This window comes from Ruegeria sp. HKCCD6119 (assembly GCF_013110585.1).
GTDB lineage: Bacteria > Pseudomonadota > Alphaproteobacteria > Rhodobacterales > Rhodobacteraceae > Ruegeria.
This window is the reverse complement of the sequence record NZ_WVQV01000003.1, coordinates 170424-191584: the sequence shown is the minus strand read 5'-3', so window position 1 is coordinate 191584 and position 21161 is coordinate 170424. Positions and strand designations below refer to the sequence as shown.

The 21161-nt window shown below is 58.5% G+C and carries 24 protein-coding genes; 14 read left to right on the top strand and 10 right to left on the bottom strand.

Annotated features, from left to right (window positions below):
- Positions 1–60: 60 nt before the first annotated feature.
- Positions 61–945 (bottom strand): LysR family transcriptional regulator, encoded by an 885-nt coding sequence (locus GS611_RS10915; protein WP_171635540.1) that lies wholly within the window; start codon positions 943–945, stop codon positions 61–63.
- 103 nt (positions 946–1048) lie between these two features.
- Between GS611_RS10915 and GS611_RS10910 the strand changes: the two genes are divergently transcribed.
- From GS611_RS10910 to GS611_RS10890, 5 genes are read left to right on the top strand one after another with little or no spacing between them, the layout of a single operon-like run.
- Positions 1049–2491: an aldehyde dehydrogenase family protein gene (locus GS611_RS10910; protein ID WP_171635538.1), complete on the top strand. Its 1443-nt coding sequence runs from the start codon at positions 1049–1051 to the stop codon at positions 2489–2491.
- Positions 2491–3465, top strand: coding sequence for a membrane dipeptidase (locus tag GS611_RS10905; RefSeq protein ID WP_171635536.1), 975 nt, complete (start codon positions 2491–2493; stop codon positions 3463–3465). The genes GS611_RS10910 and GS611_RS10905 overlap by 1 nt, the downstream gene beginning before the upstream one ends.
- 4 nt (positions 3466–3469) lie before the next feature.
- Positions 3470–5158: a hypothetical protein gene (locus GS611_RS10900; RefSeq protein WP_171635534.1), complete on the top strand. Its 1689-nt coding sequence runs from the start codon at positions 3470–3472 to the stop codon at positions 5156–5158.
- Positions 5155–5784, top strand: coding sequence for a DUF3726 domain-containing protein (locus tag GS611_RS10895; RefSeq protein WP_171635532.1), 630 nt, complete (start codon positions 5155–5157; stop codon positions 5782–5784). The genes GS611_RS10900 and GS611_RS10895 overlap by 4 nt, the downstream gene beginning before the upstream one ends.
- 11 nt (positions 5785–5795) lie before the next feature.
- Positions 5796–6812, top strand: a complete 1017-nt coding sequence (locus GS611_RS10890) for an Ldh family oxidoreductase (RefSeq protein ID WP_171635530.1) — start codon at positions 5796–5798, stop codon at positions 6810–6812.
- 849 nt (positions 6813–7661) lie between these two features.
- Here GS611_RS10890 and GS611_RS10885 read toward each other — a convergent pair.
- Positions 7662–8597, bottom strand: coding sequence for a mechanosensitive ion channel family protein (locus GS611_RS10885; protein WP_171635528.1), 936 nt, complete (start codon positions 8595–8597; stop codon positions 7662–7664).
- Between the two features lie 56 nt (positions 8598–8653).
- The gene (locus tag GS611_RS10880) at positions 8654–9469 is read right to left on the bottom strand and encodes a response regulator (protein WP_171635526.1); all 816 of its coding nucleotides are present in this window, start codon (positions 9467–9469) and stop codon (positions 8654–8656) included.
- Between the two features lie 57 nt (positions 9470–9526).
- Here GS611_RS10880 and GS611_RS10875 point away from each other — a divergent pair, with 57 nt between their 5' ends.
- From GS611_RS10875 to GS611_RS10860, 4 genes are read left to right on the top strand one after another with little or no spacing between them, the layout of a single operon-like run.
- Positions 9527–9751: a NepR family anti-sigma factor gene (locus tag GS611_RS10875; RefSeq protein ID WP_245218085.1), complete on the top strand. Its 225-nt coding sequence runs from the start codon at positions 9527–9529 to the stop codon at positions 9749–9751.
- Positions 9744–10289: an RNA polymerase sigma factor gene (locus GS611_RS10870; RefSeq protein ID WP_171635524.1), complete on the top strand. Its 546-nt coding sequence runs from the start codon at positions 9744–9746 to the stop codon at positions 10287–10289. The genes GS611_RS10875 and GS611_RS10870 overlap by 8 nt, the downstream gene beginning before the upstream one ends.
- Before the next feature lie 6 nt (positions 10290–10295).
- Positions 10296–12056, top strand: coding sequence for a sensor histidine kinase (locus GS611_RS10865; protein WP_171635522.1), 1761 nt, complete (start codon positions 10296–10298; stop codon positions 12054–12056).
- On the top strand, positions 12034–13530 hold the full coding sequence (locus GS611_RS10860; RefSeq protein WP_171635520.1) for a phospholipase D family protein: 1497 nt from the start codon (positions 12034–12036) through the stop codon (positions 13528–13530). The genes GS611_RS10865 and GS611_RS10860 overlap by 23 nt, the downstream gene beginning before the upstream one ends.
- On the opposite strand, the gene GS611_RS10855 is transcribed toward GS611_RS10860, so the two are convergent.
- The 4 genes from GS611_RS10855 to GS611_RS10840 are packed head-to-tail and all read right to left on the bottom strand — an operon-like array spanning position 13527 to position 16192.
- Positions 13527–14528 carry an AI-2E family transporter gene (locus GS611_RS10855; protein WP_171635518.1) on the bottom strand — a complete coding sequence of 334 codons (1002 nt, stop codon included), beginning with the start codon at positions 14526–14528 and terminating at the stop codon, positions 13527–13529. The two genes, GS611_RS10860 and GS611_RS10855, sit on opposite strands and share 4 nt — an antisense overlap.
- A 9-nt stretch (positions 14529–14537) precedes the next feature.
- Positions 14538–15299 (bottom strand): DUF883 family protein, encoded by a 762-nt coding sequence (locus GS611_RS10850; protein WP_171635516.1) that lies wholly within the window; start codon positions 15297–15299, stop codon positions 14538–14540.
- Positions 15292–15690, bottom strand: coding sequence for a phage holin family protein (locus tag GS611_RS10845; protein WP_171635514.1), 399 nt, complete (start codon positions 15688–15690; stop codon positions 15292–15294). The genes GS611_RS10850 and GS611_RS10845 overlap by 8 nt, the downstream gene beginning before the upstream one ends.
- The gene (locus GS611_RS10840; protein WP_171635512.1) at positions 15683–16192 is read right to left on the bottom strand and encodes a hypothetical protein; all 510 of its coding nucleotides are present in this window, start codon (positions 16190–16192) and stop codon (positions 15683–15685) included. Before GS611_RS10840 ends, GS611_RS10845 begins: the two co-directional genes overlap by 8 nt.
- A 211-nt stretch (positions 16193–16403) precedes the next feature.
- On the opposite strand from GS611_RS10840, the gene GS611_RS10835 reads away from it, so the two are divergent.
- The 3 genes from GS611_RS10835 to GS611_RS10825 all read left to right on the top strand — a co-directional run bounded on the left by GS611_RS10835 (position 16404) and on the right by GS611_RS10825 (position 18041).
- Positions 16404–16601 carry a CsbD family protein gene (locus GS611_RS10835; RefSeq protein ID WP_171635510.1) on the top strand — a complete coding sequence of 66 codons (198 nt, stop codon included), beginning with the start codon at positions 16404–16406 and terminating at the stop codon, positions 16599–16601.
- A 94-nt stretch (positions 16602–16695) separates the two neighbouring features.
- On the top strand, positions 16696–17316 hold the full coding sequence (locus GS611_RS10830) for a PRC-barrel domain-containing protein (protein ID WP_171635508.1): 621 nt from the start codon (positions 16696–16698) through the stop codon (positions 17314–17316).
- Positions 17317–17471: 155 nt separating this feature from the next.
- A complete protein-coding gene (locus GS611_RS10825) occupies positions 17472–18041 on the top strand; it encodes a PRC-barrel domain-containing protein (RefSeq protein ID WP_171635506.1) in 570 nt (189 codons plus the stop codon).
- A gap of 87 nt (positions 18042–18128) precedes the next feature.
- Here the strand turns inward: GS611_RS10825 and GS611_RS10820 are convergent, their stop codons facing one another.
- A complete protein-coding gene (locus GS611_RS10820; protein WP_171635504.1) occupies positions 18129–18878 on the bottom strand; it encodes a Crp/Fnr family transcriptional regulator in 750 nt (249 codons plus the stop codon).
- A 63-nt stretch (positions 18879–18941) separates the two neighbouring features.
- Between GS611_RS10820 and GS611_RS10815 the strand changes: the two genes are divergently transcribed.
- Entirely contained in the window at positions 18942–19340 is a 399-nt protein-coding gene (locus GS611_RS10815; RefSeq protein WP_171635499.1) for a hypothetical protein, read from the top strand.
- Positions 19341–19433: 93 nt separating this feature from the next.
- Here GS611_RS10815 and GS611_RS10810 read toward each other — a convergent pair whose 3' ends face one another.
- A complete protein-coding gene (locus GS611_RS10810; protein WP_171172676.1) occupies positions 19434–19625 on the bottom strand; it encodes a PLDc N-terminal domain-containing protein in 192 nt (63 codons plus the stop codon).
- Between the two features lie 187 nt (positions 19626–19812).
- On the opposite strand from GS611_RS10810, the gene GS611_RS10805 reads away from it, so the two are divergent.
- A complete protein-coding gene (locus tag GS611_RS10805) occupies positions 19813–20667 on the top strand; it encodes a formate/nitrite transporter family protein (protein ID WP_171635498.1) in 855 nt (284 codons plus the stop codon).
- 166 nt (positions 20668–20833) lie between these two features.
- Here GS611_RS10805 and GS611_RS10800 read toward each other — a convergent pair whose 3' ends face one another.
- Positions 20834–21118 carry a hypothetical protein gene (locus tag GS611_RS10800; protein ID WP_171635497.1) on the bottom strand — a complete coding sequence of 95 codons (285 nt, stop codon included), beginning with the start codon at positions 21116–21118 and terminating at the stop codon, positions 20834–20836.
- Positions 21119–21161 lie beyond the last annotated feature (43 nt).

Sequence of the window (21161 nt, the reverse complement as noted above, 5' to 3'; positions counted from 1 at the left end):
AGTCTGCAAAAACCAAATTAATTTGTGATTTTGAGCAGGGTTAATCCCCTTTTGATGCATTCACAGGCTTGAATTTCCAAACCCACTCGACAGGACAAATGAACGACAGGCCTCCGAGATTTCTCGGAATCGCGACCTTTCCCGCACATAAAGATACACCTCGCGCCTGTCCGGCAAATCCGAAATCGGACGAAAGGCGACTGCGTCCGGGATGAACTGCGCGACGGTCTGCGGCAGGACCGTGATCCACTGGCCTGCCCTGACAGTCGTGATCAGGGAATGCGTGTTGTGGATGGTAACCTCGGCCCTGTCCAGAATTTCTCGGAAAGGCGCGGACTCGATAAAGTCACACAGGGCGTTTCGCACGAAAGGCTGAGCCACCAGATCGCAAATGGCTGGCGGTTCCGCCCGTGTCATCAGCGGATGATCGGACGCTGCAACCAAGCCGAAACGGTCCTGAAACAGCGGCTCTGCACTGACCCCGTTCAGCGGAAAATGGCCGGATGCTATGCCGATATCAGACGTATCCCCGGCGACCGCATCCAGAACCTGCTGCGAATCTCCGTCTCGCAGCTCGATCTTCAGGCCGGGAAAACGAGACGTCATATGGCCCAGCAGGGCAGGAAAGACCAGCGCCCCCACGGACGGCACGGATACGATCCGGATCAACCCGTGCTCGGCCTGTGCCGCCAGTTCAATATTCTGAACAGCCTGATCGAAATCCCGCACCTGTTTGAGCGCAAGGTCGAGAACTTGCTGACCGAGCGGAGTAAGGTGGTTTTTCCGTTCGCCTTCAAACAGTTTCTTGCCAAGATGCTCTTCGAATTGTTTCAACATCATTGAGACCGCGGATTGCGTGCGGCCCAAACGGCTGGCTGCCTCGGCAAGATTTCCGGTTTGGGCCACGGTGCAAAAGCACCGCAGCATCTCTATTTTCACGGCCATGCTTCAATCTTTCTGAAGTTTTCTAAAGTTATTTGAGTTTGACTGATGTCGTCAGCAAGTTCCATTCTTTCGCAAACTGAAATTTGCGAATTTGGGGCCTGACGTGACCAAACTGAATCTGATTGCCGGCGAATGGCTGGCTGGCGAAAGCGAAATCGAAAACCGCAACCCATCGGATCTGAGCGATCTGGTCGGCATGTTCACACAAGCCAGCGCCGACCAGCTTGAGGCGACCCTGGATCAGGCGCGCGTCGCGCAGGCCGAATGGGCCGCCTACGGGCTCGAGCGCAAACAGGCCGTCCTGAACGCCATCGGCAACGAGTTGATGGCCCGCGCCGAAGAGCTGGGTACTTTGCTGAGCCGTGAAGAAGGCAAGCCGCTGGCCGAGGGCAAGGGCGAGGTTTACCGCGCCGGTCAGTTCTTCACTTACTATGCGGCCGAATGCCTGCGACAGATCGGTGAGAACGCCGATTCCGTGCGCCCCGATATCGAGGTGGACGTGCGCCGCGAAGCTGTTGGCGTGGTTGCCATCATCAGCCCGTGGAACTTCCCCACTGCAACCGCCTCGTGGAAGATTGCCCCGGCGCTGTGCTATGGCAACGCGGTTGTATGGAAGCCCGCCAACATCACCCCTGCCTCGGCCGTGGCCCTAACCGAAATCATCGAACGGCAGGACATCCCGAAAGGTCTGTTCAGCCTGGTGATGGGCTCGGGCCGTTCCATCGGTCAGCGGCTGGTGGAAAGCCCCAAGGTCAATGCGATTTCCTTCACCGGGTCTGTGCCCGTGGGCAAAGGCATCGCCGCCGCCGCGATCCAGAACCTGACCAAGGTGCAGATGGAAATGGGGTCCAAAAACGCGCTGGCCGTGATGGACGACGCCGATCTGGATCTGGCGGTAACTCTGGCGCTGGGCGGGGCATTCGGCGGCACCGGTCAGAAGTGCACGGCTTCGTCGCGTCTGGTGGTTCACGCGGGCATCCATGATGCCTTTGTCGAGAAACTGGTTGCCGGTGCGCAGGCAATGAAAGTGGGTCACGCGCTGGAAGCGGGCGTGCAGATGGGCCCCGTCGTCAGCCAGCAGCAGTTGAATGAAAACCTCGCCTATGTCGAACTGGGCAAATCCGAAGGGGCCGAGCTGGCCTGTGGCGGTCAGCGCCTGGAGATGCCCCATGACGGGTTCTACATGTCGCCGGGCGTGTTCCTGAACACCACCAACGACATGCGCATCAACCGCGAAGAAATGTTTGCGCCCCTGACCAGCGTCATCAAGGTCGGCAGCTATGACGAGGCGCTAAGCGTTGTGAACAACACCAATTTCGGCCTGACCTCGGGCATCGTGACCAAATCGCTGGCCCGCGCCACCCATTTCCGCCGCAACGCGCGCACCGGCGTGGTGACGGTGAACCTGCCCACCGCGGGCACCGATTACCACGTGCCTTTCGGTGGCCGCGGCGACAGCTCGTACGGACCCCGCGAACAGGGAAAGGCGGCGGCTGAATTCTACACGACCGTCAAAACCGCCTATATCAGCGCAGGCCCCGTCTGATGCGGATCGATGGCCTGCAATATGCCAACTGGTCGGAAAAGATCTTTCGCCAGTTGCGCGAAGGGGGCGTGGATGCGATCCACGTCACCATCGCGTATCATGAGAATTTCCGCGAAACGGTACTGAATTTCGAGAAATGGAACCGCTGGTTTGAGCAATACCCGGATCTGATCATGAAAGGCCGGTGGGCCAGCGATATCGACACGGCCCGTAATACGGACCGAACCGCCGTGTTTTTCGGGTTTCAGAACCCGTCGCCCATTGAAGACGATATCGGGCTGGTCGAAATCCTGCACGATCTGGGCGCGCGGTTCATGCAACTGACCTACAACAACCAATCCCTGCTGGCGACAGGTTGCTACGAGGCCGAAGACACCGGCATCACCCGCATGGGCAAGCAGGTCATCAAAGAGATGAACCGCGTGGGCCTTGTGGTAGACATGAGCCATTCGGCAGACCGTTCCACGATCGAGGCGGCTGAAATCTCGGACCGGCCCATCGCGATTACACACGCCAATCCGCACGAATGGTCCCCGGCCCTGCGCAACAAGCGGGATGACGTCATCCGTGCGGTAACGGAAAAAGGTGGGATGCTGGGCTTTTCGGTCTACCCTCACCATCTGAAAAACAAGTCCGATTGCACGCTGGAAAGCTTTTGCGAAATGATCGCACGCACTGCTGACAAACACGGGGCCGAACATCTGGGGATTGGCACTGACTTGTGTCAGGATCAGCCCGACAGCGTCGTGGAATGGATGCGTGTGGGGCGTTGGACAAAAGAGATCGACTATGGCGAAGGCTCGGCCTCGGCTCCGGGATTCCCACCGATGCCGGGTTGGTTTCAGGACAACCGAGACTTTGGCAACATCGAAGAAGGGTTACGCGCGACCGGCCTGAACGATGACGAAGTGGCCGGGATCATGGGCGGGAACTGGTATCGGTTCTTTGCCGAGAACTTCGTCCCACAAAGGTAACCAAATGGAACCACACGCGCAGACAGAGATCGCCAGACGTGACCCATCCACGGTCATGCGGCTGTCACGTTTGGGATCGTTGCACCAATGTCGGCTCAGCTTTATGCGGCAGCTGACGCGTCGCATGGCCGAGGAAAACTGGAGCTTTTCGCGCCCCGCGTTCGAAATTGACAACAAGGGTGTGGGCCATGCGGTCTATACTGCGCAAGGCCCCGATCGGGCTTATTCGCTGGTCGCTTTTGCCCATGACCTGCCACCCGATCAACGATCGGACCGGGTGATTGCTGAGGCCTGGGATGCCACCTTTACCTTGTTTGACGGCATTCCAACGTCAGAGGATATCGACCGTCTGTCGCAGAATGTTCCGTTGCAAGAAGCCGGACGCGTCAGCGAAGCCGAACTGTCCCTGTCGCGGGCGAACCGTTCCGTGCGGCTTTGGGCTCATGTGGTGGATCAGCTTGCTGCGGGGCGGCAACCCGACCTCGAACAGATCTACAAGGTCGGCTATCTGATGCGGACCACGGCCGTTTATGGTTCGGGCAAATTCGGCGCGGCGGACCGCGAAAAGACAGCCGGCCGGGCCGAAGTCAGCGGTCCGTTCCAGATCGAGATGCTGTCGGTCTATCTGACCCGCGCCTTTGTGCGCGATCTGGTGCAGCACATGGCGCGGGTCAAAGGCCAAGACCAGACCGCAGAGCTTGATCCGGACATCGCGCGCTGGCTGGGCATCGGGAATTCGACCGGCCTGGGCATGGCGCCGTTCATCGTCAATCACCCGGTGCTGTTCAACAACTGGATCATGGTGCGCGAGGAGGCGATCTCGCGCGTTCGGTCCATTGATGCGGCTTCGGAAGATGAAGCACGTGTCTTTTGCGATGTCTTTGCACGCTGCAAACAGTCAATCGCCTGGTGGCGATCTGAACACCCGGTGCAGATGGAAAAGCTGGCGGCGCTGAATTCGGATCTGCAAGAAATCGAGAAATACCTGGCCAAGGATGATCTGACACAGGATCACCCCTGGAACCGACTGATCCTTTGGTCCGAAGCCGCGCTGACCGAAGAAGGTCAGGAGCTGCTGGCCTCTTTGATCCTTGAACCTTATGGCGCGCTTGTTGACGGGCTTGCTAGCTGCATGGCAGACACCGACGCCTCTGCACAGGTGATTGATGGGACCATGCCGGTATCAGCGGTGCGCGCTTTGATCCGGAACAGTTTTGACTGGGCTTTGAACCTTGATTGGGCCGCCGCCGAAAACTGCGCGCGGGCCTGGTACGTATCCGAAGAAAAGCTGGAACCCCGGCTGGGCGAGCGGTTCGAGGAGCCGATCTCGGATTATGAACAACCTCTTGCACCGGCGCGGGATGCAACCTTGGCTTTCGAAGCGTTGCAGAACTGGCCTGATGACGCTCCGATAGCAGAGTTTCTGTTGCGCCATCCGGAACACCGCCACAGCGTGCGCCGCGCGCAAATCAGCCGTATCGCTCCCTACGGTGAAATTCGAGACAACACGATCAGCGCGCAGGTGATGCCCATTGATATGCTGCGCGCCAAACTGTCCTTCTTTGGGGCGACGCATTTCGACCCGCGTTCGGATCGGTGGGTGCGTATCTGCATGTATGCGGGCGCGCCCTACCCGGAAGAGCTGAACACCGCGAACGCCGATCTTTGGGTTTATCCGGAGGTTGTGCAATGACCTTCTCGTTGAACGAAGTGGAAGCCACCGCCAAACGCGCAACCCGTGGGGCTGGATATGCCTGGGGTGTGGCGGAGGAGGCCGCGAAAGCAACCCGATGGCTTTGCGTCCAGGGGTTTGACGGGCCTGCGATCCTGTCCCAGTTGCTTGAGCTAGAATTTGCGCCGCACCTGGAACATCACATCCCAGAGGCCCGGGACGGCATGTGGGCCGGCGCCCGGGATCTGTGCCCCCTTATGACCGGATCGGCGCTATCAGATTGCCCGGACGCCCTGTCGCAAGGCAAAGTTCTGATTTCCAATGTTGCCGCACCTCTTCTGTTGCTGCCCTTTGTCGCCACCATGGCGAAAAAGCGGAAATCGACTGTGGAAATCACTTTGGACGGGGTTTCCGCGACCACTGATGGTGTTCATCTCAGCTGTGAAGATTTTGGAATGGAGAGGGCAAACCGCGTCGGGATAACCGAAGCCGGCAACATCAGACCCACCCGTTCCTTGCACAGCCGCGCTGACCCGGATCCGGGGGCGTGGCAATTCCTCAACACTGTGGCGCATCGCACCTATGCCCCCGCAACTGAAGAATCCCGGCTGCTTGGCGCTGGTGCAGGCTTGTCAGACAACGATTGAAGGACCACCCGATGACCGAAACCAGAACCCTCTCGCTTGCCGAAATCGAAGAGCTGTCATTCAATGCGCTGGTTGCCGCCGGCACAAGCGAAGAAAACGCGCGCCCTCTGGCTGTTGCCACAGCCGCGACCGAAGCGGACGGCGTGGCCAGCCATGGGCTGGCGTATATCCCGATCTATTGCGAGCATGTTCAATGCGGCAAGGTGAACGGTCACGCAAAACCGGCCCTTGAAACCCCGCGTCCGGGCCTCATCCGCGTCGATGCCAAAACCGGGTTTGCACATTCGGCCATCGATCTGGGTTTCGAGGCGCTGATCCCTGCGGCACGGGAACAGGGCATCGCCGCATTGGCGATTACAAACAGCTACAATTGCGGTGTGCTGGGCTATCACACGTATCGGCTGGCCCAGGCAGGGCTGGTCGGATTGGGGTTCACCAATGCGCCAGCATCCATCGCACCCTCGGGCGGATCGAAACCTGTTGTTGGGACCAATCCGTTCTCGATCGCTGCACCGGGTACGGATGGTCAACCCGCGCTGCTGATAGATCAAAGCGCCAGCACCATCGCCAAAAGCGAAGTGATGAAGCATGCAAGAGAAGGCAAGGCCATTCCTGTCGGATGGGCGCTGGACGCTGACGGCAACCCGACAACCGACCCTGACGTTGGTTTGAAAGGCAGCATGGCCCCCTCGGGCGGCTACAAGGGCGTGGGTGTTGCTTTGCTGACCGAAGTCATGGCCGCTGCCCTTACCGGATCGACACTTGGGTTGAACGCATCGCCTTTTTCCGGAACGGCCGGTGGCCCCCCGAAGACAGGGCAGTTCTTCATTGCGATTGATCCCGTGGCGTCCTCTGCAGGTTTGTTTTCAAATGCCATGGCAACTCTGGTTGAGTCGATCAGAGCTCAGGACGGCGCGCATCTGCCCGGCGATGGCCGCCGCAAGAGCCGGCTTTCGTCAAGCGAAGCGGGTGTCGCAGTGAACTCCGCAACCCTGTCAAAGATTGAAGCGATTTTGGGCTCCGGCTAGGCAACGACCTCACCTTCCATAGGGTGCAGTGACCATTTGGCGGCAATCCCCAAAATTGCGCTGGACAATTCGGCCAAAGAATTTGCCTGTCTCTGGTTTACAGGCGCGTTGATAGGCAACGGGATATGCGCCAGTATCCCGGGCCGCAAAAAGCGCAAGTCGCGTGTGAAATCCGATATGCGGCGATCCGTGCCGCGCGAAAACGTTCGGCAGACAAAAAGACTGGCAGCGCGTTGAAACCCGACAAGACCGATGTCTCACGGTCTTTCTATCGGCTGTCGTGACGTGTTGGCGTTGAAACACAACTGGGCCAGACCCAAATCGCCGCTCGCTGCACGACCCAAGAACCTGTGATTCTCGCTGCCATTCGCTGCGCATGCTGCCAAGGACAGCCAAAGCAGCGATTTTGCGGAGTATCCGGCACCTGGCGGTCGTTGCGCAAAAAAGTTGCAAAACGGCCCGTTTGATTGCCTGCAGCAAGCCACATTGCGGCTCTACTGCAGGCTCTGCCTCTCAACTTTCCAGGAAATCGGATATGACTGTAGCGGCCTGTTTCAATTTCGGAGCAAAAAGGGGCGCGCTCCAAAACCCGGTCAGTATTGAATGCTCATTGACAGGCTTTGCGACGAGAGTTCCTTCTCAACGACCCTGGTCTCGTCGATCACGCAAGTAGCAGTTTTTTCACCAGATACATCCAGTCTCACATAGTAAGTTCATGGCCATCCCATTTTGTTGTTTAAGTCGCTGCAATCATTGCAGCGTCCCAGCCGATGACCGCATCTCAATTGCTCAAAACGCTACATCTGTCCGATGAGCTCTGGCTTCAGACCCCAGGTTCAACAGTCAAGGTTATTCTGCCGCGATCGCCTTCTCTTGCCGTCTCTCGACGTCTTCGATCAGCAGCGTGCGGGTTGGGAACGGAATATTGATATCGGCTTCGTCCAGCGCCTCTTTGACTTTGCGCTTCATGTCCGCCTGGTATTGGAAGTAGTCCGAAGACTTGCACCACACGCGGACAAGAAAATCGACGCTGCTGCTGCCAAGATTGTTCACCTGGATGAACGGTTCGGGATCAGCCAGCGAACGGGCGTCCGACATGATCGTCTCGCGAATGACGCGCTCGGCCTCCGCCAAGTTGACGCCGTATCCAACGCCGAACGTCCACTCGGCACGACGGGTCTCGTAGACGGAATAGTTCTTGATGGTGTTTCCCCACACCTCGGCGTTGGGAACGATAACCTTGACGTTCCCCATATCCGCAATTTCGGTGTAGTTCAGGGTGATATCTTTTACGGTTCCGAGCACGCCATTCACGTCAACGAAATCGCCGATCTTGAGCGGTCGGAACAGGATGATCATCACGCCGGCTGCAACGTTGGACAATGTGCCTTGCAGGGCAAGACCAATGGCCAAACCCGCGGCACCGATCAGCGCGATGATCGACGTCGTCTGCACCCCAAACGTATTCAGAATGAACAGCCCCGTAAACGCCAGGATCGTATAGCGCGCCAGATTGCCAAGAAAGTTGAAAAGCGTGTCGTCCAGACGTTCCGAGTTTTCACCGACGCCCCGGATCTTCCGGCCGACATATCTTGAAATCACAATCCCAAGAACCAATAGAATCAGCGCCGCGATCGCGTTCGCGACGAGGCCAAGAAGGGCCTCGAGCGTCAGCAGGTCGCTCAGCGATTTCCCGTCATACAGCTCGGTATTCAGAACTTGTGACAGTTTGGCCCAAACGGTGTTCGTCACGGTCTCTGCGGTCTGTGCAATCTCGTTTTCCATGGTGTTCCTCGTGTTTCATCGCCTGAGTTTTTTTCTTGCAGCGCGGTCCTGCCGCGTCAGACCTCGATCACGGCGCTAGAGGCAAAGAACATGGCCTGGCTGACGGCCGATTTGACCTGTTCTTCGGTGTAGGGTTTGGAAATCAAAAAGGCCGGTTCGGGCCCTTTGCCCGTCAGTAGGCGCTCGGGGAAGGCGGTGATGAAAATGACGGGGCAATCGCCGTGCTGGGCAATGATGCGGTTCACGGCATCGATTCCGCTGGACTTGTCCGCCAGTTGAATGTCCGACAGGATCAGGTCGAACGGCTCGCGCTCGGCCAAGTCAATGGCGGCCGTCTCGGTGCGTGCGACCCCTGTGACCCGGTGGCCCAGGTCGGTCACCATCGTTTCAAGATCCATCGCGATGATTGCTTCATCTTCGATGATCAAAATGCGCCCAGAAGTGTGGCGGGCCATTTCCTCGTAGGCGATATCGATCAGCTTCTGAGCCTCGGCGGGTTCTATCTGCATGATTGCGGCGATATCGCTGACCGAGAACTCTTCGACCGTGCGCAGCAGCAAGGCCTCGCGCGTATTGGGCGTCAGGCGTGCCAACTGGGCGTGAGCGCGCGATTGAATGTCAGAACTGCCGCCATCGGCGTCAACGGGCATTCCCGACGTTGACCAGATACCGTGAAAAACACGAAACAGCGCGACCCGCGGCGCGAGATCGGCATCGAACTGGGCGGGATCTGCAAGGATCGCTTCAAGCGATGCAGCGGCGTAGGCGTCGCCACTGTCCTGTGAGCCGGTGAGGGCACGGGCATAACGGCGCAGAAACGGCAAGAGCGGGCCAATTTTATCTGCGACGGAAACTCCGGTCAGCTCGGTCATCTATGATTTCCTCATTTTTTTCTCTAAACTCGGGAACCAAACGCATACTGGGGCGTTATGGTTCCAGCAAAAGTAAAAATTTTTGATGATGCCATGACAAAACCACAGCCAAGCCGAAGCCATCGGCAAGAAATAGAGCAAAGGATCGACGAGAACCTCAAGCGGGCTTTCGATGAGGTAGCCAACGAACCGGTTCCGGATCGATTCGTCGATCTTCTTGAAAAACTTCGCAATCAGACCAGTGTTCCCAAAAGCGGTGACACGGGAGGCTCGGATGGTTGATCCGCGAGAAGAGCTTGTCGAACATATTGGTGCGATGCGTGCCTTTGCGATCAGCCTGTGCCGAAACGGGGCCACTGCCGATGACATCGTGCAGGACGCATTGATCAAGGCATGGAGCAATATCGACTCGTTCCAGGAAGGCACCAACATGCGGGCGTGGTTGTTCACCATCGTCCGGAACACCTATTTTTCGTTGCACCGCAAGCGCAAGCGCGAAGTCGAGGATGTGGATGGCGCCATGGCCGAGAGCCTGTCGCAAAAGCCCGACCATGACGGACGGCTGGCGTTGAAGGATTTTGCGGTTGCATTTGACCAACTGACGGATGAACAGCGCGAAGCGTTGGTGCTGGTCGGTGCACAAGGGTTTTCCTATGAGGAAGCTGCCGAGATGTGTGGCGTCGCCCTTGGAACGATCAAAAGCCGGGTGAACCGGGCCCGCGCGCAACTGGCCGAACTGATGGGTTTGGAAGATGACGAACCCATCGAATTGACTGATGCGGTGACGGCGGCGATCGTTCAGACGCAACCGGCGGCCTGACCATCGATGGGTGCGAAACCGCGCAGCCTGACCGTCTATCTTGCCGCGCTGGTCACCCTGGCGCTTTTGCCTTTGGGGCTGATTGCGGTATTGCAGACACGCGCTGTGATTACCGAGGCCGACGAAAGATCTCGGGCCTCGGTTTTGGCGCGCACGATCGAAGCTGCCACCCGCGAACGGGAGCTTCTGCAGAAAGCTGTTGGTGCCAGTTCGGGACTTACAGCCGCGCTTGCGGAGGGAAGCCTGGACAATGCTGCTTGTTCGGACCTCATGCGCCGGTTCGTTGAACGCCAGCCCGAGTTCGTATTTGCCGGATTCATCCAGCCAAATGGGATTATGGCCTGCTCGACCGTCGAGAAGGACATCGATTTGTCGGACGCGCCCGGTTTCGGGCAGATCTCGGAAAATCCGCAGCTTACTTTTTCTGTCAGTCGTGCCGGGGCGGCGACAGGGCAATCAGTGATCATCGTAACCCAGCCGGTCATGAACAGGACCGAGCTTATGGGGTTCGTCTCCATCTCGATACCTCATGCGCTGGCGCGCACGCCCATGGATGTTGGCAACATTGGTAGTGACGTGGTCATCGCCCTGTTCGACGCGACCGGAGAAGTGCTGTCATCAAATGTGGGCTTGGATGAGGTCAAACCATTCCTACCGCCCGCGAAAGAAAACCTGTTGGTTCTGTCCAGTTCCGGCAAAACATTTTCGGCTAAAACGGCCGACGGAGAGGATCGGGTTTTTGCAGTTGCCAGCATCATTCCGGGCGAAGTCGCCGTGATTGGCAGTTGGCCACGCGAGGCGGCGCTGGCCTCTGTCGGTGCAGGCAGCACTGCCCTGACCATTGCTTTTCCGATCCTGATGTGGGTGACCGGTCTGGGAGTTGCCTTGTGGGGCCTGCATCGATTGGTGATCCGGCATCTCGACAGCTTGCGTTCGGCCGTGCGTCGTTTCGCGTTGGGCGAGCGCGACCCGATTGAAAGCCTCGCAGGCGCCCCGCAGGAGTTTCAGCAAATACAGACTGCATTCAACCGCATGGTCTTGTTGATCCGCGAGGCTGAGGCGCAGCACGAACGCGACCTTGTCGAAAAAACGCTCTTGTTGCGCGAGGTACACCATCGCGTCAAAAACAATCTTCAACTGATCGCTTCGATCATGAACATGCATTTGCGCAAGGCCGAAACCACCGAGGCCCGGCGCTTGCTGGAACAGTTGCAGCGTCGGGTTCGCGGCCTGGCCATGGTGCACCAGAGCTTGAACCAGAACTCGCAGATGACGACGATCAACACCGAGGCACTGATCGGACATTTGGTCGCCGAACTGGCGCATCGACCGCCAATTCTGGGTCAGGTGGTCGAGGTTGACTGCCGGATCGCGCCTGTCGAACTGGGGCAGGATCAGGCAGTCACGCTGTCGATGCTGGTGGCCGAGGCACTGACGAACGCGGTCAAATACGTAGGCGTTCCGCAGAACGGACCGCCGACAATTTCGGTGGAATTGACCCGACCCGAGGAGAACACCCTGCACCTGAAAATCTCCAACACGCGCGGGCAGTCGGACGACGGTGCGGATATGTTCCATAGCGGCGGGATCGGTCAGCGGCTGATGCAGGCCTTCCTCCGCCAATTGGACGGTTCCGAAGACATAACCGAGACGTCATCGCTTTATGTGTATGAGGTGACGTTCGAAATCTCCGAAGTAGAAGCGGATAGCGAACCACAGTCCATTGCGGATGAGAGAGGCGGTGATGCCCGTGCCGCAGCAGAATGACTTTGAGGTCCTGATCACGGCCGAGCAAGCCTGGCCCGCCTTGGAAAAAGCGGTTCTTGAGGCCCGGCACCAGATCAAGGCAAGTTTTCGGATATTCGATTTCATGACACGGCTGCGCAGCGACGAGGCGCGCCAGATTGGGGAAACCTGGTTTGACCTGATCGAGCATGTCATTCGCAAGGGTGTAACGTTTCATTTGGTCATCAGCGATTTCGATCCGATCTTCGCGACCGAGTTGCACGAGCTGAGCTGGCGCACGAAACGGCAGGCGGTTGCGCTGGCGGAAATCCTGGGTCCAGAAATCGCCTCGCGCTTGACCGTTCGCGTGTCCATGCACCCGGCGCAGGCTGGCGCATTGCCGTGGGCCGCGCTGTTGCCGGCGGTTCTTCGGAAAAAGGCGCAGCGGATTCAGAAGCTGTCCCGCGAACGACGCGAACGGCAGGCAGTTCGGCTGGGGTCGGACACGTTACCCCGGCTTCACACCGTGTCGCACCATCAGAAAGTCGCCGTGATCGACAATGAGATCTGCTACCTCGGCGGATTGGACTTGAACGAAAGGCGCTTTGACACACCGGATCACGATCGTCTGGCCAAAAACACCTGGTCAGACGTTCAGTTGCTTGTCCGCGGACCCGAGGCCGCCGAGGCCGCGCGCCATATCGACCGGTTCGAACATGAAATCGCAACCGGACAACCGGACCCTCAGGCAACCCACCTGCGCCGCACCCTGTCCAGCCCGAGCCGGTTTGCGTTCTGGCGGCTGTCGCCAAAGACCATCGCGCATGAGATCGAGGATGAGCACATAGCCGCCTTTCAAGCCGCGCGGCAACTTCTGCACATCGAGACCCAGTATTTCAGATCGACTCGATTGGCCGAGGCTCTGGCTGAGGCGGGCCTTAACAAGCAGGACCTGAAACTGGTGCTTGTTCTGCCAGCTTTACCCGAGGAAGTGGCCTTTGGCGGGCATGACGGACTGGACGCGCAATTCGGGTTGGACCTTCAAGCCAAATGCCTGGAGATCATCCAGCAGGGGTTCCAAGACCGTGCATCGCTTTCGACCCCGGTCCAGCCGATTTCCGCAAGCGGGGCCGATGACCGCGCCGAGGTTCTGAGCGGGTCTCCGATAATTCACGTTCACAACAAAGTTCTGGTGGTGGATGACAATCATGCCTTGGTCGGGTCCGCCAACCTGAACGGACGGTCTTTGCGGTGGGACACAGAAGTCGCCCTTCGGGTCACCGACCGGCAGCGGGTGGCGGTTCTGCGGCAAGCCTTGGTGGACCATTGGTGGTTCTCGGATGATCTGAGCAAACAGATCGAGCCCGATGCCATGTTCGCGTGGTGGGGGCGAGAGGTTCAGGCCAACGGTGTGCGGCGCCCCGAAGCGCGCAGCGGCTTCCTCGTCCCGCATGACGCCGACGTTGCGCGCGACATGCGGCAACCGCTGCCCGGGGTAACTGAAAACATCGTCTAGCTGGTTGTGATCGGGCTCATGACCTTGGGGTTCATCAACACGCCGAACCACAGCAAGATCGGCAGCGCGACGATGGCGCCGACCGGCCCCCAAAGCCAAAGCCCAAAGATGATGGCGATGAACACGACCAGCGGATTCACCTGCAGACGTTGGCCGACGAAGGCGGGTGTTACGAATTGTGCTTCAGAAAGATTGATTGCCAGGAAAACCAGGGGAGGCAACAGGGCCGCGGCTCCACCGAACTGGGTTAAACCGGCGATCAGAAGGCCGGTCAGGATCATCAGCGGGCCGAGATACAGCACAAAATTCAGAAGGCCGGCGGCCACCCCCCAGATTACGGCGTCATTGATGCCGATCAGCCCCAAGGCCACAGCCGTAACAGTCCCAAGGCCGATATTGACCAACGTCACGGCAGCGAAATAGCGATAGACCGCGCGGTCAGCCAGATACAGCCGCTCTTTCAGGGGACCGGCTGCGGCATAGAGCTCGGGCCGGGTCAAAACGAAAAAGAACAGCGTGCCGATGAAAATCAGGATCTTTGATCCGAAATTGGGCGCCAGCCACAAGGCATCCATCACTGACGGAAGGGCGGACTCCGTTTCCGCTGCCCCATCGGCGCCGACGGTTTCCTCGATCTCGCGTCCAAGCGTTTCGATGCCCCGAATGAACTCGGACATCGCGGCGACCCAAGAGCGCAACTCGCGTTTGATGGCGGGCAACTGTTCGACCAGCGTGGACAGCAACGGTTCAAGCAGAAGGAACGCCGCGACAATGACGGTGCTGGTCACGAACAGCAGTGCCGAGGCGGATATCACACGCGGGCAACCGACCTTCTCAAGCTTGTCGGCAAGCGGGGCGACCACGACCCCCAAAACCAAAGCGAATGTGATCGGAGCGACGATGGACCGGGCCAGGTACAAAGCGGTGATGCTGGCGATCCCGGTCAGGATCGCCAGCATTGCACGCAAGGCCGATGGAGAGCTGAAAGCAGTTGGCATGGGCGCGCTTCACTGACTGCGCAAAGCGCCAGAGGCCCGATCTGCCGCGTCATCCAGCCGTACATTGGCCGCGGCATGCAGCTTGTCCAGTTCTTCGTTCAAAACCTTTTGGGCGTGACGCATCAGCTGATCGCTCCGATGGCCCAGCAGCTCGTCCTCTTTGCGAGTGTTGGGCAGCAGAGCGCCAGCCAGAATACCTACGCCCAGCGCCAATGCGCCGGCCGCCAGCGGCTGATCATGGACGAAGGTCTGCGAGGCCTTCGCCGCCTTCCGCGCACGCTTCTCGACCGCTTGCTGCGCACCGAGTGCGGCCTTGCGCGCTTCGATCACACGGGCACGGGCTTGGGGTGAGAGCTTGTCCAGACCACGTTCCAAGGCGGCGGACAACACGCTGGCAGATTGGCTGTTTTCAGTCATTCCTGTCATCTCCTGTTTCATGCGGCTGTCAGCGTCGGCGACACGCCGGTCAAACCCGTCGAAGGCCTGCTGCGGAGTTACGGCCTGGGGCGGGGATTGAGTTCTTTTTGCGCCAGACCCGGGACCCGCAACCAAAAGGGCTGCTCCTGCACCGAGCAGAGCAAAGGCGGCCGGATTTTTTTGAGCCGCGGACCAGAGTTGCGCACCGATCTGCCCGCCAAAGGCTTCGAGCGTCGATTTCGCCTCGTCTGCCAGGCGTGGCGGTGCCAGCGTATCCGACAGAGCATTCAGCGAGCGTGCAAGAGCGCTGCGTTCGTATGCGATCTGCGTTTCAAGAGGTGTCAGGTCAGACATGGGTCGACTCCTTCATCGCTTCGATGTCGCGCTGCAGGTTTTTCATGGTTTGCTCGGGGACCAGCGCGGTGGCGGACAGGCGGGACCGGCCAAAAAGCGCCAGGCACGCAGCAACCAGAACGAAACCCGCGCCAACGAGCAACGAGGCCATACCCACCGACAGTCCATTGGCGGCGACATACGCGACCAGGGCTGTGGCCATGAGGTTCAGCGCGATCATCAACAGGATCAGAGCAATGCCAATGCAGGCCAGCCCTAAGCCCGCTCGCGTCAGGTTTCGGGACAACTCCTCCTTGGCAAGCTTTACCTCAGCCTGAAGCAAACCCGACAGATGTTTGAGCGCGTTTGCCACAAGCCTCGGTGCAGATCGCAGATCGTTGGGGTTATGCATCGCGGCCACCATTCATCCGCGCCAGCGCGCTGGTGTGGCCCGACGTATCGACCGAGGCCCCATGCAGCAGCGACGGATCAATATCCCAAGGATCTGCCCCAAAAGATGCGGATTGGGCCGCGCCCGTATTGCGCGCGCTCAGGAAACGGGCTGCAGCAAACCCGGCCAAGGCAGCCGATCCGACGAACAACAGCGGGTTTTCGCGGGCGAATTCAGACACCTTTCGGCTCATACTGGCCAAGTCGGCAGAGCGGACTTGCCCAGCCACAGCTTCCATGTTGTCCGCAATCCTCGACAAGACCTGATGCTGCACCGATTGGTCGGGAAATGCATCGGCAGCGGCGTCGGCTGCGTGAGCGGCGCTCTCAACCTCCTGCGCTGCGCTGTCCTTCAGTGATTCGGCCCGGGCCGAGGCCTCGGCGGTCACGGTGTCCTTGACCTTGCCGGCCAGATCCTGGGCATGGGCTTTCGCTTTCTCCGTGGTCTCGGTTTGACGTGGCATGGTTCGATCTCCTGTGTTGAGGTCTCGGTCCCCCAACGCATGGAAGGCGAGATTGTTCCCAAGACCAGTTCGAACACCACTGAGGACACAGTTCGGTATCTGCCCGAACCCCCATTTTTCGGGCCAACGCAGAAATATCGCCGGTGCCCGGAACCAGTTCGAGTTTGGTGCGTTTCACTGGCAGCGACGAAGCAATCGAAAGGAATTTACGATGAACTGGGACCAAATTCTTGGGCGCTGGACCGAATTCAAAGGCAAGCTGATCGAGCGTTTCGGCGATTTGACCGATGATGAGATCGAGCGAGCCCGCGGCGATCGCGAGCAACTGGAAGGCATCATCCAAAAGAAATACGGAGATTCGAAAGAAGACGTTCGGGAAATCGTGGATCGCCTGATCAAGGACATGTAGCCCAAAGGTGGATGCCCATATTGTGTGGGGTGGCGTCAAATCGGGGGCGCCCCACGCACTCCCAAGATAGACCCCAAAGGTAATCACCACCGCTATGAAACTGTCTGACCTCATCAATAAGCCCGTTGTCCCAGCTGGGACCGACCACGCGATTGGTCGCGTTTCCGATATCGCTATTAGCGCTGGGCAGACCGAGTTGGAGTACGTCTTGGTCAATTTGAGCGTGGCCGGAGGGAATGACCCGGTGGCTTTCACCGCCGATACGCTCGAACTTGGTGCAAGCGTGATAGAGTGCGCGTTTTCCCATCAGCAATTGCATCACCTTCGCCAGCGCAAAGAAGACGAAGATCCCCTTGCAGTGGACATCAAAGGCCTACCGCCCCTGGTCGTAGGGCCGTTCGGCAACGCGATTGCGCCGGTTGTGATGGGGGCGGTCCTGAATGACGCTCTCCGCCAACGCCCGCAACCCACGCCACCTGGTAGCAACTTCCGATGGTTTACGAAGTTGCGGGGCAACCCCGTGTTTGACGCTACTGGTGAGTTGGGCAAATTAAAGGATATTGAGTTCGACCCTGACACCAAGGTTCTGCGGTTTCTCTTGATCGACGGGCGACCAGATATCCTGAGTTTTCCGTTCGCTGAGTTACGCAATATTCCCGACGACGAACACTACATGGTTCTGTCCACATCTTCCGATCCGCTGCACCCGGTCTGAAGGTCTGACCACGGCTTGTCAAACCGCGCAGTTGCGCGGTTTTTTTCTTTTTAAAACAGATATTTTTGCACTTTTCTGGGAACAAGTCGCGGCGTCATTCGTTTGTTCAATAAGACCGCGGGAAATGCGGTCAGAACAGACCAAAGGAGTGAGCTATGAAACGTTTTCTGACCACAACTTCGATCGTTCTGGTGATGTCGGCATCGGCCTATGCAGAAAGCTCGAATGTCGAAGAAGTCGGCAAGAACCTGGAAGAGGCAGCCGAGGCAGCCGGTGATGCGCTGTCCAATACCGCGCAGGACATCAAGAACGCCGCCCGGAACACGGCGGAAGACGTCGACCAGGCAGCCGAAGCAACTGGTGAGTACATCAGCGAAAAAGCCGGACAGATGGCCGATGCAGTTGATCCAACCACCATCGACATCACGGGCTATGTCCCCGTTGCCCAAGGCACCATCCCGGCCAAAGATCTGACCGGCATGCGCGTCTATGACGTCTCGCAAGAGTGGATCGGTGAGATCGAAGAGGTTGTCGTCGACATGGACGGATCGGTTGATGGGGCCGTGATTGGCGTCGGCGGGTTCCTCGGCTTGGGGGAAAAGGATGTTCTGATCGATTTCTCGCGCGTGTCGCTGATGCGTGAAATCGATGGTGACACCACCTATGCCTTCGTTCATGCCGACAAGGAGATGCTGAAGGATATGCCGGCCTACGAAGGGTCGTAAACCGGCTCTTCAATCGCAAAACTCGTGATCAAGCCGCCGGCCGATTTTTCGGTCGGCGGTTTTTCAATTCCTGTCCATCCGCCACGTTTAGATCAGCGGGCGCGGAACGGCTTCGGTGATTTCGACCAAGCCAAGCTCGGCCAGACCCTCAAGGTCGTTAATCTGCAGCACATTGTTGGACCACTCGGCCAAGCCGAGATCCTTCAGTCGGCGCAGGGTCTTGTTCGTGTGAACCAGAGACAAGCCCAACGCATCCGCAAGATCCTGCTGCCGGTAGGGCAGCGGACACCGCAAGCCTTTTGCCAATCCGACGGCCTGCGACCGTGTGTAAAACCGGTGCAGGCTCCACGCGATCTTCTCGATCGCGCCGCGCTGGCCAACGGTTGTCAGGGCGTCGCCCAGAAAATGCTCTTCGACGGCGGCCAGGAATGTCAGGTCAAAGGCGCGATCAGGCTGGTTCTGATATAATTCGAACAGCCGCGAGCGATTGAACACGCACAGCCGCATCGCGGTTGTCGCTTCGACGGAGTGCCGCATCTCGCCCATGACCCCAGCCTGCAGCCCGACGAGATCGCCTGGAAGCACAAAGCCGATGACCTGCCTGCGACCATTTTCCAGCGTTTTATAACGAACGCCCATCCCGCTCAGAACCGTGAACAGATGCGCGGATTTCGCACCCTCGATGAACAGTTGCGTTCCGGGTTCGGCCTGCATCTCGCCGGTTTTGAACCTCTGCATGAATCGCAGGTCGTCTTCCGAGAACGGCAGGAAGACGTCCATCTGCCTCAGCGGACAGTCCGCACATGCGATTAGAGAATTTTTTCGTTGCTGTGTCATAGTTTATTGCGGCGCTGTGGGATTGCCCTAGGGTGGCATCGAACAGATTTCAGGATGGTATTTATGGAAGCCTCTTCCCACAGCGTAGCAGATGTTTTGATTGTTACGGAAAACTTTATCGAAGCAGCGGACATCAGTGACGCCATCCCCGGAGTTCCAACCGATCGCATTGTCCATATCCGCGAGCTGCACGCGGGCGGGCATTTCTGGCAGGAGCCCAAATTCGCCCCGGCCTTGAGCGTTCTGAGCTATCGCAGAAGTGAGACGTCATTTGACGCCGTCGCGCGGCTGTTGGCCGAGCGCGGCAGTGCGCTGTTGCTGTTGGACCCGTCCCCCGAGGTGCAAGCGCAATTTGAATGTGCGGCACTGATACGGCCTTTTACGGCCGCAGATCTTGCCCGCAAGATCGCAGCCATGGATTTTAGTGGGAACGGCTTGAAGATCGGTTCTGATCCTGGGTGAGACGGCGAAGGGTGCATTGTGCCCCCCAGATCCTTGAACCAAAAAAAGCGCGGCCGATGCCGCGCTTTTTTGTACCGACAATCTCCGCGCTGATCAGATCGCGCTGCGCGCTGCCTTCGGGCCAAAGATCAGCCAGCAGATGAAGCCGACGACCGGAAGCAACAGAACGAAAAGGACCCACAGGATTTTTGCACCGGTCGTCGCAGACGAGCCGATGATCGAGATAATGGCCCAGATCGACAAAACCAGGACGATCAGACCGCCAATGCCATACACTTCCACCATACCGAAGTTCCTTTCGAGTTACTTGTCGTTGTTCCTACAAGGACACAACGCGATAGGTGGCCAAAAGTTCCCGACAAAGATCTGGGTGTAATCCCAGCTCTCGCACGAGGCTTGAGGATTTTTGCACCTAATGGAACCAAAACGACCGGCAGAACGTTGGGTTTGAAGGTCGATACAAGGGGTCAAAATGTCCAATACACACAACGCGCCGCGAAAAGATCTTGTCGAGAAAGAGAGCGAGCGCGAAGCGGTCGAAGAAGCGTCCGGCCTGTCTCCGCGCCTGATATTCGAGACCATCCGCCAAAACGGCGAGGAGGAACTGGACCGCCCGACCAAAGCGTTGTTCTGGTCCGGGATTGCCGCTGGAGTGCTGATCAGCTTTTCGGTGCTGGGTGAAGCGATCTTGCGGGCACATCTGCCCGAAACCAGCGGGCGCTTCCTGGTCGAGAACCTGGGCTATTCCCTCGGCTTTGTCCTGGTCATTTTGGGGCGGATGCAGTTGTTCACAGAGAACACGATAACGACCGTCGTTCCAGCCATGATAAATCCGTCCGTCGCGTGCTTCACCAAAACCGCCAGGCTGTGGGCAATCGTTCTGGGTTCCAATGTGCTGGGGGCGTTTGCGATATCTGCCTTCCTGATCCATACGCCGGTGTTGTCGCCCCAACTCGTCGCGGTCATCAACGACCTGAGCCACCACGCCACCGGCATGGGCGCCTGGGTTGGCTTTCTGCGCGGAATACCGGCGGGGATCCTGATTGCGGCGATCGTTTGGATGCTGCCTTCGGCACAGAACAACGAGGTGCTGGTCATCGTAATCTTCACTTGGATGATTGCGGCCGGTGACTATACCCACGTCGTTGCCGGATCGGTGGAAATGGCGGTTTTGATGCTTCAGGGGCAGTTGCCACCAGGCGCAGCCGTTTTCAGCTTTTTCCTGCCCGTTCTGGCCGGCAACATCATCGGAGGAACCGCTGTCTTCACGATGCTGGCCTACGCCCAGATCAAACCCGAAATAGAAGAAGACCCAAAGCGCGCCTGAGGTGCTTTGGGCCTTTGGGATGGCGGGTTGGTTGGCGTGGCAGTGACGAATAGCGCTGTCAGCGATTTCTGATGAAGAACCAGATCAGTAGACCGGCCAAACCCAATCCGAGCATGGCCGGCAATACGTACTCGATGCCCATATCGGTCGCGAAGTATCGCGTGTTCTAACCGCGGTCCGCCTTGCGCAACGCGAGGCCCAGCAGGACACCCACGCCCAACGCTCCGACCATAGCCAGACCCGGGTTCTCGCGCACGAATGCGGCACTTTTCTCGGATGTCAGTGTCAGCTGCTTTTGCGCCTCGTCGCGCGCCGTCTTCAACGTGTCACGCGTTGCGGTTACGCCATCTTCCAACGCTGATTTGGCCTCCTTGGCCACTTCTTCGATCCGCGCCGCCATCTCCACATGCGGAGTGTCCTGAGGGGCCTTTTTCGCCGTTTTCTGTGTCATGTCAGATCTCCTTTCATCGACCCAACGCGGGCGCTCGTCAAAG